This window comes from Chitinophaga japonensis (assembly GCF_007830125.1).
GTDB classification, from domain to species: Bacteria; Bacteroidota; Bacteroidia; order Chitinophagales; family Chitinophagaceae; genus Chitinophaga; species Chitinophaga japonensis.
Genome location: NZ_VLLG01000006.1, coordinates 341,613 through 356,164, shown reverse-complemented (window position 1 = coordinate 356,164; position 14,552 = coordinate 341,613). Strand labels below are relative to the sequence as shown.

General features: G+C 55.2%; 12 protein-coding genes. 8 read left to right on the top strand and 4 right to left on the bottom strand.

The genetic code is table 11. From position 1 onward, the window contains the following. Positions 1–22 precede the first annotated feature (22 nt). Together LX66_RS25885 and LX66_RS25880 are read right to left on the bottom strand one after the other, a co-directional pair. A complete protein-coding gene (locus LX66_RS25885; RefSeq protein ID WP_145718914.1) occupies positions 23–2,380 on the bottom strand; it encodes a terpene synthase family protein in 2,358 nt (785 codons plus the stop codon). 72 nt (positions 2,381–2,452) lie between these two features. Continuing rightward, positions 2,453–3,532 carry an AI-2E family transporter gene (locus LX66_RS25880; protein ID WP_145718912.1) on the bottom strand — a complete coding sequence of 360 codons (1,080 nt, stop codon included), beginning with the start codon at positions 3,530–3,532 and terminating at the stop codon, positions 2,453–2,455. A gap of 113 nt (positions 3,533–3,645) precedes the next feature. On the opposite strand from LX66_RS25880, the gene LX66_RS25875 reads away from it, so the two are divergent. Beyond that, positions 3,646–4,728: a family 20 glycosylhydrolase gene (locus LX66_RS25875; protein ID WP_170232424.1), complete on the top strand. Its 1,083-nt coding sequence runs from the start codon at positions 3,646–3,648 to the stop codon at positions 4,726–4,728. 5 nt (positions 4,729–4,733) lie between these two features. Here LX66_RS25875 and LX66_RS25870 read toward each other — a convergent pair whose 3' ends face one another. Beyond that, complete coding sequence (locus LX66_RS25870) at positions 4,734–5,660, bottom strand: helix-turn-helix transcriptional regulator (protein ID WP_145718910.1); 927 nt, start codon at positions 5,658–5,660, stop codon at positions 4,734–4,736. Positions 5,661–5,904: 244 nt separating this feature from the next. Between LX66_RS25870 and LX66_RS25865 the strand changes: the two genes are divergently transcribed. The 4 genes from LX66_RS25865 (at position 5,905) to LX66_RS25850 (ending at position 9,961) form a co-directional block, all read left to right on the top strand. Continuing rightward, a complete protein-coding gene (locus LX66_RS25865) occupies positions 5,905–6,765 on the top strand; it encodes a DUF6089 family protein (protein WP_145718908.1) in 861 nt (286 codons plus the stop codon). Positions 6,766–7,152: 387 nt separating this feature from the next. Beyond that, on the top strand, positions 7,153–7,473 hold the full coding sequence (locus LX66_RS25860; RefSeq protein WP_145718906.1) for a hypothetical protein: 321 nt from the start codon (positions 7,153–7,155) through the stop codon (positions 7,471–7,473). Positions 7,474–7,575: 102 nt separating this feature from the next. After that, positions 7,576–9,501, top strand: coding sequence for a menaquinone biosynthesis decarboxylase (locus LX66_RS25855; RefSeq protein ID WP_145718904.1), 1,926 nt, complete (start codon positions 7,576–7,578; stop codon positions 9,499–9,501). Then, positions 9,473–9,961: a DUF6265 family protein gene (locus LX66_RS25850; protein WP_145718902.1), complete on the top strand. Its 489-nt coding sequence runs from the start codon at positions 9,473–9,475 to the stop codon at positions 9,959–9,961. Before LX66_RS25855 ends, LX66_RS25850 begins: the two co-directional genes overlap by 29 nt. Positions 9,962–10,158: 197 nt before the next feature. Here the strand turns inward: LX66_RS25850 and LX66_RS25845 are convergent, their stop codons facing one another. Next, the gene (locus LX66_RS25845) at positions 10,159–11,742 is read right to left on the bottom strand and encodes a peptide chain release factor 3 (RefSeq protein ID WP_145718900.1); all 1,584 of its coding nucleotides are present in this window, start codon (positions 11,740–11,742) and stop codon (positions 10,159–10,161) included. Between the two features lie 143 nt (positions 11,743–11,885). Here LX66_RS25845 and LX66_RS25840 point away from each other — a divergent pair, with 143 nt between their 5' ends. From LX66_RS25840 to tsaD, 3 genes are all read left to right on the top strand, one after another. Then, positions 11,886–13,133 carry an ABC transporter permease gene (locus tag LX66_RS25840; RefSeq protein WP_145718898.1) on the top strand — a complete coding sequence of 416 codons (1,248 nt, stop codon included), beginning with the start codon at positions 11,886–11,888 and terminating at the stop codon, positions 13,131–13,133. A 91-nt stretch (positions 13,134–13,224) separates the two neighbouring features. Continuing rightward, complete coding sequence (locus LX66_RS25835; RefSeq protein ID WP_145718896.1) at positions 13,225–13,503, top strand: hypothetical protein; 279 nt, start codon at positions 13,225–13,227, stop codon at positions 13,501–13,503. A 26-nt stretch (positions 13,504–13,529) separates the two neighbouring features. Then, complete coding sequence (gene tsaD / locus LX66_RS25830; protein WP_145718894.1) at positions 13,530–14,534, top strand: tRNA (adenosine(37)-N6)-threonylcarbamoyltransferase complex transferase subunit TsaD; 1,005 nt, start codon at positions 13,530–13,532, stop codon at positions 14,532–14,534. The last annotated feature ends 18 nt before the right edge of the window (positions 14,535–14,552 follow it).

The following is a 14,552-nucleotide window of genomic DNA, read 5'->3' as shown; positions in this document are numbered from 1 at the left end:
GCCGGACAGCAAAGCAAGGCGCTTACCTGAAGTCCCTGCCCTTGCCGTAGAAACGCTGCTCTGCTTCGCAAACATGTATCATAAAACGGCTGAATTCCCCGAAAGCGGCATACGCCGGGTCACCCGCCAGCGCTTTCATCTGCAGCATCCGTTCGGCTATCATATCTTTTACCTGCTGAATGGCTTTATCCACGCTGCAACGGGTTGTTTGCTGGATAATGGTCACGCTGTTCAGCTTGCGCTCCTCCAATTCCCGTTTGTATGTGGCCATATCATTTACCAGGCGGATGATCTCCCCCGAGATGTTCAACAGCTTTTCCGGCACTGCGGCATCACCGGCCATAAAGCAATGTATGTAGGAAAACATCAGGGGAGTGCTTACACTGACCCTGCCGTTTTCCAGGTATGATAAAAGGTCAGGGTAAAGGCCGGTTCTTTTCCAGGTAGCTTCGGCCAACATGGCGTGTATCACCTGGGCTATCATGTCTGCCAGGCGGCGGCGGGAGGGCGCATGTGCCGGCAGATCCAGGAATGGCGCCCCGAACAGCTCCCGTGTAAGCGCCCGGAGATCGCTTATAACAGCAGTCTTTTCACCCGGAAGCGGCGGCAAGCCTGAAGGCTCGTTCTCCAGCAGGTAGCCGGATATGTCCTGCAACGCTTCCAGGCTGTAATCGCCTGCGTCATACAGGTCGTCTATACCAAAGGCCCACATAATGAATTTAAAGAGGGCTTCCTGCACGCGGCTGCTTTCCCTGCCGGCAATATCCATCGTAATGGCGGCTACCGGCGCGATCCTGGCGTTATCCAGGGCAATATGCTGCTCCATCCAGCCGGTCAATGCCGCCAACAGGGGCCGGTTCATGGCCTGCTGCTCCTGCCCGGCCAGGTATCGCAGCAGCACCGCGTTGACAAGCGTATTTACAACACTATAGGGAGTGTACAGGCATTTGGCGATCCACAGCGGCCGGGTATCCATAGCCACGCCCGCAGTTTTGATGTGCAACAGGAAATCGATCCCCTTTTGCAGTTGCGCCGCTATGACCTGCCTGTTGGCAGGGGAGCGGGACAGGTGCAGCAACAGCGTCATACAGGCCAGCCCCGTTTCTTCTGCGTTGGAGCCGGCGTGCCCCCATCCGCCATCGGGGTGCTGGGTGGCCAGTACATAATTAACAGCGGCGTCCACATTCACGCTGCCGTCCTGCAGGGTGGGGTCGGTGGCGATGCTGGTAACGTAGTAGGGCGACAGGTGCCATTTGTCCGTCCACCTGCCGCTCAACGTGGTGCTTAACTGTTGCCGGGCCGTGTTTACCAGGCCGGTATTATTGCCATTGTATACCTGCAGCAAATGCAGCAGGTGGGTAGGGGAGCTTTGCGTTTCGCCGGGAAAGCAGAAAACCTCCCCGTTTCTGTAGAAATTCTCAAATACGCCTGCCCCGGTGGGCCGCTGCGCTTTCTTCAGCAGGTAATAGGTCACTGCGGTATCGTCCAGGTCGGGGAGGTCGATAACACTGCTCCACGATATGCCGCTGGCATCGTTCCATTTGTTTTGCAGGCGATCCAGTTGCTCATTGTATTCCGTTTCAAAGTAGTGTTCCAGTCCCAGCTTGGAGATGGCTTTGAGGCTCCACGCCGTTTGAAAGATATCCAGCGGGTACTGGGTGGGAATGTAATTGAACCGTTCCAGTGTCTGCTGCAGGTAAGCCAGGCAGCGGTGGTTACGGGTATGTATGTACGCAAATGCAGTAGCGGCAGGTGAGGTGAGGAAGGAGCCGCAGGTATCCTGCAGGCGGAAGGCTTTATCCCAGTCAATTTGCTCCAGCGGAAATCCTTCCAGCGAAAAAAGCAGGGTAGTGGGCTTTTCGAAAACGGCGTCAAAGCTGATCTTCTTTAGTTTCTCTTCCCTCGCTTCCAGTACCCGGTCTATCACGTGATGCCTGCTTAGCCCGACTCCCAGGTCCAGCGCCTCCTGCAACAGGGCCGGAAACAGTATCTCGAAGCCATTGGTGCCGTAAGGGTGGCCGTCCAGGAACTGCATGGAGCTGTCCAGGTACCGGGTGCCGCTCTCAATGCTGCCCTGCAGGGACATGCCCCTGCGCTGCCAGCCCTGCAGGCATACAACGGCCGCCAGTGTGCTGATTATCTGGTCGTGGTAGAATCCCCGGTCCGATCCGTTGCCCCAGCTACCATCGTTGTGCTGGTGCTGTAGCAGCCATTGCAGGCATTGCGGGAACATGGGTTGTGCAGGGTCTTCATCGGAGGAGATCCTGGCTACCCAGGCCGTGTCGTAGGCGGCAGGAGGCATGGCGCCGTTTTCCAGGTTGCGCAGGGTGTCCTTTATTTCCCCGATCAGCCGGTCTTTGAGGGTTGCGGTGTTTTGCATAGGATAATGATATGGTTCCCTGCAAAATAGCCATCCTCTCTGCAATGTGATTGCAGTAGTTGGACCGGGAGGCTACCTCCTTCTTGCAAAACGCGGTTTCCGCCGGTCCGGCAGCTCGCCCAGCAGGATCGCCCAGGGCCGCATTTCTTCAACATGCTCAAAAATGATCTTGAGCATGGCCATAATGGGAATAGCCAGGAACATGCCGGGAATGCCCCAGAGCAGGTTGCCGGTCACCACGCCGATGATGGTCACCAGGGCGTTGATCTTTACCTTGGAGCCCACAATGCGGGGCAGCAGGATATTGCTGTCCAGGAAGTGCACGATCATCAGGGCAATGCCCACCTGCAGGCTGGCCGCCGGCGTGCCCGTGGTGAGGGTCACGATCATGCTGAGAACAATGGCGGTAAAGATGCCGAGGTAAGGAATGAGATTGAAGATAGCCGCCATAATGCCCAGCAGCGTCGCGTATTTAATACCCATTATCCAGAAGATGGTGCAGTTCATCACCGCTACCACGATCATTTCTATCACCAGGCCGCTGGCATAGCTTTTAATGATAAAACGGGTCTGCCCGATCACGTCCAGCAGCTTTTCCCGGTGCCTTTCCTTGAAAAGGCCGGCCAGGAAGGCTATGAGCAATGAGCGGTACAGCAGCAGGAAAAAGGAGTACAGCAGCACAAACACCACGAATATCACGATGGAGGAAACGGCGCCCAGGGTCTGGCTCAGGAAAGTGGTGGCGGAGCCGAGGGTGCCCATCGCCAGTTGTTCCAGGTAGGCCATCTGCTTATCGGCATTTATCTGGAATTTTTCGTTTATCCATAGCTGTAGGGAATCCAGGCTTTCCAGCAGTTGGCGCTGCAGTTGCGGGAAGTCCGATATAAAAGCGCCCATTTGCGCCGCCAGTATCAGCAGCAGGGCCGACAGCGCGATCACGAAAATAAGCACGGCCACAAAAGCGGCCAGCCCCCGCGGAATACGCCATTGTTCCAGCGCCGCCGCCAGCGGTAGCAGCATGATGGCCACCAGGCTGGCAAATACCAGCGGGATGATGATGCTGGCAGCCAGGTGCGCCAGGTAAATGATCAGCACCAGCGATACCAGGCTATATGCCAGGCGTGCGTTAAAAGGCAGCTTGTTTTCGTTCATGCAGGATAAAGATTTTGTCAAAAATAACCGCTTTCCCCGTTTGTTGTTTTATTAGTTTATTAGTAGCTTGATGCATCCTACCAACGTCGTCAATGAATAAACTGTCAAACATCATGAGAAAACTGCTATACCTGTTGCCACTGGGTCTTTTGCTGCTGTCCGGCCTTCACAGCCATGCACAAACGGCCCGCCACCTGGACAGCCTGCCCGTAAGGGGCTTTTGTATTGCCGCGCCGCGGCCCGCTGCGCTGGATGCATTTATAAAGTTCATAGAAGCGGAGCTGGCGCCCCGGCATATCAATACCCTGGTGCTGCGCGTGGATTTCAACTACCAGTATGAGCGCCACCCGGAGCTGCGGGATTCCGTGGCCCTTTCCCGGCAGGAGGTGGAGAAACTGGTAAAGGCCTGCCGTGCGCACAGTATCCGTATCATACCGCAGGTAAACCTGCTGGGCCACCAGTCCTGGGCCGGCACGGTACATAACCTGCTGCGCGTGTACCCGGCCTTTGATGAAACCCCGCATGTAAAGATGCCGGCTAAATACGAGTGGCCTAACGCGGACGGGCTATACTGCAAAAGCTACTGCCCCCTGCACCCGGAAGTGCATAAAGTGGTGTTTGACCTGGTGGATGAGATCTGCGAGGCCTTTGGCGCTACGGCGTTTCATGCCGGGATGGACGAAGTGTTCTACATCGGCGATGACAAATGCCCGCGCTGCGGGGGCCGCGATAAGGCGGAGCTGTTTGCCGGCGAAGTATGGGCCCTGCGCAACCACCTGGCGCAAAAGGGACGGGAGCTGTGGATATGGGGCGACCGCCTGCTGGACGGCAAAACCACCGGCATGGGCATGTGGGAAGCCAGCATGAACAACACGCACCGCGCCATTGACATGGTGCCCAAAGATATCGTGATCTGCGACTGGCACTACGAGCGGCCGGACAAAACTCCGGTATACTTTGCCATGAAAGGGCTGCGCGTGATTACCTGCCCCTGGCGCAAGCCGCAGGTGGCGCAGCAGCAACTGGAAGACATGTACCGTTTCCGGGAAGGCGCTACCAAACAAATGAAGCCCCTGTTCCAGGGCATGATGCAAACGGTATGGTCGCCCGTGGAAGCTTTCCTGGACGAGTATTACGGCCGTACAAAAAGTGGCGCGGAATCGCAGAGCGCATGTTTTAAGGCGGTGTTTAAATAACGATCTTACACCTGTTTCATATACGGGATATAGATCTCCACCAGGCCCGGTCCCGTGAGGGAAATGAAGAAGTGGTTACCGCTCATTTTATAGATGCCTTCCCGGCAGCAGCGGTTTATAAAATCATACATGGGTACGCCCGCCGTGGTAAAGTCCAGTGGCACCTGCAGGCGGAGGTAATGGCCGCCGGCCATGCGCTTTTGTATCAGGTGCTGGAACTGGGAAGCCATCTGGATATGAATATGGGCATCCGCCTGCGGTACGCAGATGCCGGCGTACATGCTCAGCTTCTCGTAGTTGGTAACCGGTACGGCGTCCAGCGTGCCGGTAATGATCTTGCCCTGCGGCAGGTCCAGCATATCCAGCATTTTACGGAAGCGCTGCTCATGGTAGCTCATTTTCATCACCAGTTGCGCGATCGGGTCCTGCCCGTAGGAGATGAGCGTGTAGTACAGCACGGTATCGGGCAGTATCACATGCTCCGCCCGGTCAAAGCTGAAAAAGCCGCCGATGGCGCTGCCCTGCTGTGCAAAGGCCGCCGTGATCATGGCCGTCATTTCCAGGGTCCGTTTTTCATTCGGCAGCTCGTCTATCTTGCGGAAAGCGCGGGGGCTCCTGCCAAAGTGGTTGGAAAATGCCTTGGTAAACGCCGCCAGGGTGGCATAGCCGGAAAGATCGCAGATCTCCCCGATGTTATAGCCGCTGTGGCGCAGCAGGCCGGCCGCCAGTTCCAGGCGGTGGCGCTTTACATACTGCCAGTAAGGCTCGCCCATGATCTCCGCAAAAATGTGGTAGAAATACGAATAGGATATGCCCAGCCATTCAGATACGTCTTTCATACTGAACGGGTCTTTCACATGATCATCCGCATACCCCAAGCCCCGCAGGGCATACTGTTCCAACTGTTCTCTGGTAGGTGCTTTGGGCTTCATCGGTGGTGTTCTGGTTTTAATGAGGTTCCGGCAAAGGTTTTTGCTGACAAAGGCTATTATAAATATATACCTGAAATAACTTATATATTTACTTTACTAAGTAAATAAAGGTAACGTATTACAATGAAATGAGAAAAAATTGTTACATGGCAATTGAAAACTATAACTTTATACTTTTTTTCTATGATTGAACGTTATTATTATTGCATTCAATTCGGCCTCTGAAAAACCAAACTATTCTCGAATGAAAAAGATCACCTGGATACTATTGCTTTCCTTCCTGGCCCCGCTGGGTGCTTTTTCCCAGGACTGGCACGTGGGCGGTTTCGCAGGCATTACCAATTACAGCGGTGACCTTGCCCAGCAGCGGGTGGACATGCGCTATACACGCCCGGCCCTGGGCCTTATGGTAAAAAGGGACATCAACCGTTACCTGACCCTGCGCCTGGGCTTTAACTGGGGGAACATTGCCGGGGCAGACAGCACCAATGAAAGCAGGTTGCTGCAGGCCCGTAACCTCAGCTTCCGTTCCGTGATATGGGACCTGCACTTCATAGGCGAGTTCAATTTCTTTGATATTTACGAGAAAGGCTACACGCCGTACGTGTTTGCCGGCATCGCAGGCTTCAGCTTTTACCCTACCGCCAGGGATTCCATGGGCAACAAGGTGCCCCTGCGCCGCCTGGGCACAGAAGGGCAGAACCTGGCCGAGTACCCCGAGCGCACCCAGTACGGGCTGCACCAGGTGGCCATTCCCTTTGGCGCCGGCGTAAAAGCGATGCTGAACGATCGCTGGACCATGGGCATAGAGATCGGCTTCCGGAAAACCTTTACCGATTACCTGGATGATGTGAGCAAGACCTACGTGGACCAGGCCACCCTGCTGGCCGGCAGCGGGCAGCAGTCCGTGGACTTTGCCTGGCGCGGGGATGAGATACAGCCCAAGAACGGCCTTACCCCCGGCGCGTACCCGCCGGATGGCACTATCCGCGGCTCCGACAAGCGTAAGGACTGGTACGTGTTCTCCGGGCTCACGATCACTTACCGCCTGGGAAGCGGCAGCCGGTTTGGCCGGCAGAAGTTCTCCACCTGTCCAAAATATTGATTTGCAATTGTTTTTGGCATAGTATTTGTCACTTAGGGGTTCCGATAATTTCGCCCCCAACAAAGTCCACATATAAAAAATGAGATCCCGTTCACCATCTGGTTGACGGGATTTTTATTTGGCATACTCTTTGAATTATATGCGCAGAACAGGTAATGAACGAAGCGAGGACCAACAAGGCTAAGCCAATACGGGGTCTGAAACCGCGGAGATAGTAAGCACCGGAAGGCCGGCTGCGTTGGACGCTTCCCTACCTGTTTAAACGATCTTTCAATAAAAAATATCAGCCAACAAACCGAAAGCGACCATACACCTTTTAACCTTTCTCAATCGTAGCACATACCGATCTACCAACGCAACATTTCTGAAGAACTAAAACTGAACAGCATGAAACGATTATTATTACTGATGCTGCTCTTAGGGGGCATTGTATTCTCTTCCCAGGCGCAAAGAAGGGGATGGGGAGGTGATGATGGTTATTACCGTGAGCATCACGGGAGAGAGCACTACGGCAAACACAAACACAAGCCCAAACACTGGAAGCGCGGCCGCGGGTATTATCGTGATGATCACTGCCACGACAGGAGGGTAGTAGTATACGGCCGCCCGGCATACCCGGTATACGTAGCGCCGCCACCGCCGCCGGTGGTATATTATCCCAGCCGCCCGCGGGTGGTCATAGATGCGGGGATCACGATTGTACGATAGGAAAGCGTAAGCTGCTGCATGTCCGGAATGTCCTGCACCTTTAATGGTGCGGGACATTTTTTATTGACATAATTTTAAGCTTACTTTGTCTTTTCATTTGCCATGTCATACAAGCACCTAAAACATTTCATTGATACGCTGGAAAAAGCGGACGAGCTGGTACGGATCAGGACTTATGTAGACCCGAAGCTGGAGATAGCAGAGATAACCGACCGCGTGAGCAAGCTGCCCGGCGGCGGAAAAGCCCTTTTGTTCGAGAACACCGGCTATGATTTTCCCCTGCTGATCAATGCGATGGGCAGCTACCGCCGCATGTGCATGGCGCTGGGCGTGCAGGAGCTGGACGATGTAGCCGCTGAAATAGAAAGCCTGTTCAAAATGCTGTCCAAGCCCAGGGAAGGCATCCTGGACAAGCTCACCATGCTGCCCAAACTGGGCCAGTTCGCATCCTGGATGCCAAAGGTGACCGGCGGTAAAGGCGCCTGCCAGGAAGTGGTGATGCCGGCGCCGGACCTGTACAAATTGCCGGTGATGCAATGCTGGCCAAAGGACGGCGGGCCTTTTATCACCCTGCCCGTTATCCACACCAAAGATCCAATGAATGGCAGCCGCAATGTAGGCATGTACCGCATGCAGGTGTTTGACAAGGACCTGACCGGCATGCACTGGCACAAGCACAAAGTAAGCGCCAAACACTTCATGGAATACAAGAAGCTGAAAAAGCGTATGCCGGTGGCCGTTATACTGGGCGGCGACCCGGTATATACCTATTCCGCCACGGCCCCCCTGCCGGAAAATGTAGATGAATACATGCTGGCCGGCTTCCTCCGCAAGCGGAAGGTAGAGCTGGTAAAATGCCTTACCCAGCCCGAGCTGGAAGTGCCGGCAGATGCCGATTTTGTGATAGAAGGGTATGTAGACCCGGAAGAGGAACCGATCTGGGAAGGCCCCTTTGGAGATCATACCGGGTATTATTCCCTGGCCGACTGGTACCCGCGTTTTCACGTAACCTGTATCACGCACCGGAAAGACGCCGTATATCCTTCCACGATAGTAGGTATCCCGCCCCAGGAAGATGCCTGGATCGGCAAAGCCACCGAGCGCATTTTCCTGGCGCCCATAAAAATGACCCTGGTGCCGGAGATCGTGGATATGGACATGCCGGTGGAAGGCGTGTTCCATAACCTGGTGATCGCCCAGATACACAAGGACTATGCAGGGCAGGCCCAGAAGGTGATGAATGCCATGTGGGGCGCCGGCCAGATGATGTTCAACAAGATACTGGCCGTAACGGATGAAGGCACCGGCATACAGGATTACCGGCAGTTGGCGCAGTACGTGTTCCGCCACCTGAACCCCGCTACGGACATCTATTTCAGCCAGGGCCCAATGGATGTGCTGGACCATTCCTGCTCCAAAATGGGCTTCGGCGGCAAGATGTGCATAGACGGCACCCGGAAGTTCGATGAAGAGACCGACGACAGCTACGAATGGCCCGCTGTCCGCAAAGACCTGAACGTACAACAACTGGCCGCCCGCTTCCCCGAGATAAAAGGCGTGAACACCACGCTGCTGCAGCAGGACATTCCCTGCCTGCTGGTATCCGTACAAAAGAACCGGCCCCACCATGTGCGGGAGCTGAACGAACGGCTGTACGAGCTGCCGGAAATGGCCGGCATCAAGATGGTGCTGTACGTGGAGCATACCGTGGACATAACGGACCTGCCCTCCGCGCTATGGCGCTTCTGTAATAACCTGGACCCCAAGCGCGACAGCTTTGTGGTGACCCTGCCGGCCGGCGGCCCCCATGGAAAAAGAAGGGCGGGCATAGGCATGGACGGCACGCTGAAAACCCGCATCCTGGATAATTTTGAACGGGACTGGCCCAATATCATCGTGGCGGACGACGCTACCATCCGCCGGGTAGACGATAAGTGGAAAGAGCTGGGCCTGGGCCCCTTTGTAGCATCCCCCTCACTGAAATACAAACACCAGATATATGGAGAAGAAGCCGTGGTACAGCAGTAGCCTGCTGATAATACTGTTAGCATGCAGCCTGACGGTTGCCGGGCAGGTCCGGCCGGCGGACTTCCGCCACCTGGACAAGCTGGAAGGCACCTGGGTCATGCGCACTAAACTGAGCTTGATCGTGGAGCAATGGCGGAAGGTGAACGACTCCACCTTCCAGGGCCGCGCCTGGCGCATTACCGGCCGCGACAGCTCCCTGCAGGAAACCATCCAGCTCGTGCGCCGTGCAGACGGGATCTATTATATCCCCACGGTTTCCGATCAGAACAACGGGCAGCCCGTGCCGTTCAAACTGCGGGTGCTGAAACCCGTCGGCTTTGTAGCGGAGAACCCGCAGCATGATTTCCCGCAAAAGATCACCTACCGCTGGCGCGATGCGCGCCACCTGGACGCCCGCGTGGAAGGGAAAGAGGGGAAAACAACGGCGGAGCTCATATTCCAGTATGAGAAGCAGCCCTGAATTCTTTCTTTTTGCGCAAATCAATTTCCCGATTACATAAATCAACCTTATAAACCACGCTTATTTTTGTATGCACTCATGATCATAAGCCTTCAGCTTTTGACAAGCTACCATGTAGTTTAATTTGAGTTGGTCGTACAATAAAAGCCGCACCTGTTCCCGGGAGCGGCTTTCTTATTATGCGCATCCGCGCACAATTATTTGTGTATCTCCGAAGTAAAATGAAACTCGATATCCGGGTTGTTGGTCCTTTCCGTGTTCAGGTACCATTCTGACTGGGCCAGGTATACCAGGTGTCCGTCTTTGTCCTCCACGATATTGGCCTGTTTGAAGCGGATGAAATCGGCTACCTTTTGCTTGTCGCCGGTGATCCAGCAGGCCTTGTAAAAGGGCAGGGTATTGAACTGGCAGGCGGCGCCATATTCCTGCAGCAGGCGGTACTGTATCACTTCAAACTGCAGGTCGCCCACGCAGCCAATGATCTTGCGGTTGCCCCCGTGCTGGGTGAACAGTTGGGCCACGCCTTCGTCCGTCAACTGGCGGATGCCTTTTTCCAGTTGCTTGGTCTTCATCGGGTCCTTGTTCACCAGCTCCTTGAACAGTTCCGGCGAGAAGCTGGGAATGCCCGTAAAGTAAAAATGCTCGCCTTCCGTCAGCGTATCGCCTATCTTGAAGTTACCGGTATCAAAAAGGCCCACCACATCGCCGGGGTAGGCATCGTCCACCACGTTCTTTTCGCGGGCCAGGAAAGTGTAAGGGTTGCTGAAGCGCAGGTCTTTGTCCAGGCGCACATGGTGGTAGAACTTGTTGCGTTCAAAACGGCCGGAGCATACGCGCAGGAACGCAATGCGGTCGCGGTGGCGCGGGTCCAGGTTGGCGTGTATTTTAAATATAAAGCCGCTGAACTTGTCTTCCCCCACGGCAACCGGGCGGGTGCTGGCCTCCCGGTCGCGGGGCATGGGCGCTATTTCCACGAAGGTGTCCAGCAGGTCCTTTACGCCGAAGTTGTTCACGGCGCTGCCAAAGAACACGGGCGCCTGCCTGCCTTCCAGGTAGGGCTGTTTTTCAAAGGGATCGTACACGCCTTCTATCAGCTCCACGTCGTTGCGCAACTGTTCCGCGTCCTGGGTGTTGAAATGCTCGTCCACGTAGCTGCTGCCCAGGTCTTCCAGCGGCACGATGTCTTCATCCGTAGCTTTTTTATTGGGCAGGAAGGAAACAAAGCTCTTGTTGTAGAGGTTATATACGCCTTTGAAATCGGAGCCGCCGTTAATGGGCCAGCTAAGGGGCCGTACCTTGATGTTGAGCTTTTCCTCCAGCTCGTCCAGCAGGTCAAAGGGATTTTTACCGTCACGGTCCATCTTGTTCACGAAAATGATCACGGGCGTGTCGCGCATGCGGCATACTTCCATGAGCTTTTCGGTCTGCTCTTCCACCCCTTTTACGCAGTCTATTACCAGCACCACGCTGTCCACCGCGGTAAGGGTGCGGTAGGTATCCTCTGCAAAGTCCTTGTGGCCGGGGGTATCCAGCAGGTTCACCAGCGTGTCCCGGTATTCAAAGGTCATCACGGAAGTAGCCACGGAGATACCACGCTGCCGCTCTATTTCCATAAAGTCGGAGGTAGTATGTTTCTTGATCTTGTTGGATTTAACCGCACCTGCCGTCTGGATAGCGCCGCCAAAGAGCAGGAATTTCTCCGTGAGGGTGGTTTTACCGGCGTCCGGGTGGGCTATGATGGCAAATGTTTTCCTTTTGCTGATCTCGTTGTGATACTTCATGATTTTCCGAAATAGGTGCAAAAGTAGGCAAAAAACGCTGAAAGCTTAAAGCCGAAAGCATAAAGCTATTGGCGCAAGTCCTGGTCGCTCCGGTCAGCGTTCAGCTTTTTGCTTTCTGCGTTCAGCTTTCTTATATTTGTTATATGTTAGCTACCATCAAAATACTCTGGAACAGCCTGAAGATGGCGCTGCAGGAGCTGAAAGTGAACAAGCTGCGCACTTTCCTTTCGCTGCTGGGCATCACCATCGGTATTTTCTGCATCATCGCGGTGTTTACCGTTACGGACAGCATGGAAAGCAATATCCGCAGTGATGTGCAGGAGTTGGGCAGCGATGTGATCTACGTCCAGAAATGGCCCTGGGGTGGCGGTGGCGAATATCCCTGGTGGAAATACATGAACCGCCCGCAGCCGGAGTTTAAAGACCTGCGGGTGGTGCAGGATAAGGTAAAGAGCGCTTCGGCTTCGGCCTTCGCATTCTCCGCCTATAGCAAAAGAGTGGAGTACCGGGACGACTACATGGAGGGAGTGGAAATGATAGCCGTTACCCAGGAGTTTGAGCGGATACAGCAGCCGCAGATCATCGCCGGCCGCTACTTCACCGGCAACGAGGGCAGCTCCAACGTGGTGATACTGGGGGCCAACATCTGGGAAGGCCTGTTTACCAGCGCAGAAACGGCTGATGGCAAGGTGGTGCAGGTAGCCGGGCGTCCCTGCAAGATCATCGGGCTGCTGAAGAAAAAAGGGGAGAGCCTGCTGGGCGGCATCAACTATGACAATGCGGTGATCGTGCCTTACGGTTTCGGGCGTACGATCGTGGACGAGCGTCGTTTCGGCGATCCTTATATTATGGTGAAAGCCGCCAGCGGCGTAGACCTGCGGCAACTGAAAGACGAACTGAAAGGGGTGCTGCGCGCCGCGCACCGTTTGCGCCCTACCGAGGAGGACGATTTCTCCCTGAACGAGATCACGACCCTGAGCAGCAACCTGGCCGGCCTGTTTGCCGCGCTGAACATAGGGGGCGGCATCATTGCCATTTTTGCCCTCATTGTAGGCGGGTTCGGCATAGCGAATATCATGTTCGTGACCGTAAAGGAAAGGACCAATATCATCGGCCTGAAAAAGGCCATTGGCGCGCGGCGCAGCGTGATCATGATGGAGTTCCTGCTGGAGGCCATCCTGCTGTGCCTTATCGGCGGGGGACTGGGGCTGTTGTTTGTGTATACCGGTACCCTGCTGGCAGGGGGCAGCCAGAGCTTTGCCATTAGCCTGAGCGCCAAGAATGTTATCCTGGGCCTGAGCATATCGGGCATAGTAGGCATCCTGGCCGGCTTCATACCGGCTTTTACCGCCTCCAAGCTGGACCCGGTGGTCGCTATCCGCTCCAATTAATAATGAATAGTTAATAATTAATAATCGTTACATGAATGTTCCAATGAAACACAAGTCCTCTCTGTTATTAATTCTTAATTATTCATTATTAATGCTGGTTCTTTCGTGTAAGACCACCGGGCAGTCCAACGGCGGCGGCTGCCGTTACGAGGGCGTGGTGATGGATATGCGGGGACTGGATGGCTGCGGGCTGATGATCGTGCTGAGCGACAGCACGCATACGCGGTTGCAGCCGGTGGAGATGCCGGATACCAGCTTTCACCTGCAGCCCGGGCAAAGGGTGCGCGTGGGCTACACGGAGCTGCGGGACCGCATGTCTAACTGCATGGCCGGCAAACTGGTACGGATTGATTGTATCAAGGAGCAATAAAACCTCAAATGCTGTAGCTTTGCGGCATGCCTGTCAATATACTTGCCATAGAATCATCATGCGATGAAACCAGCGCCGCCGTATTAACGGACGGCCGGATACGGAGCAATTTCATCGCCAACCAGACCGTACATGAACAATACGGGGGCGTGGTGCCGGAACTGGCCTCCCGGGCGCACCAGGAGAATATTGTGCCGGTGGTGGACATGGCGCTGAAGAAAGCCGGCGTAGAACGTTCCGCACTGAGCGCTATCGCCTTTACACAGTCCCCCGGCCTCATCGGCTCCCTGCTGGTGGGCAACTGTTTTGCCAAGGCCATGGCCCTGGCGCTGAACATCCCGCTGATAGCCGTGCACCATATGCAGGCCCATGTGCTGGCCAATTTCATAGAAGACCCGAAGCCGCTGTTCCCTTTCCTCTGCCTGACCGTGTCCGGCGGGCATACGCAGATCGTGCTGTGTGAAAGCCCGCTGTCCATGAAAGTGATCGGCGAAACGCTGGACGACGCCGCCGGCGAAGCCTTTGACAAAAGCGCCAAGCTGCTGGGGCTGCCTTATCCCGGCGGACCGCTGATCGATAAATATGCGCAGGAGGGAAACCCTGCCCGTTTTAAATTCCCCGAGCCACAGATACCCGGTCTCAATTTCAGCTTCAGCGGGCTGAAGACCGCCATCCTGTATTTCCTGCAGGAGCACCGGCAGCAAGATCCCGCGTTTGTGCAGCAGCACCTGGCGGATATCTGCGCTTCTGTGCAGGAGCGGATCGTAAGTATCCTGATGCGCAAGCTGGAAAAGGCGGCCAGGGAAACCGGCATCCGGCAGGTGGCCATTGCCGGCGGCGTAAGCGCCAACTCCGGGCTGCGCAAGGCCCTGCAGCAGTATGGCGAAAAAAACGGCTGGCAATGTTACATTCCGAAATTTGAATACTGCACGGACAATGCCGCCATGATCGCCATTACCGCCTGGTACAAGTACCAGGCCGGCGAGTTTGCCGGGCTGGATGCGGTGCCCAGTGCCAGGGCAGTGTTTTGATGTGCATGTTATCTTTGC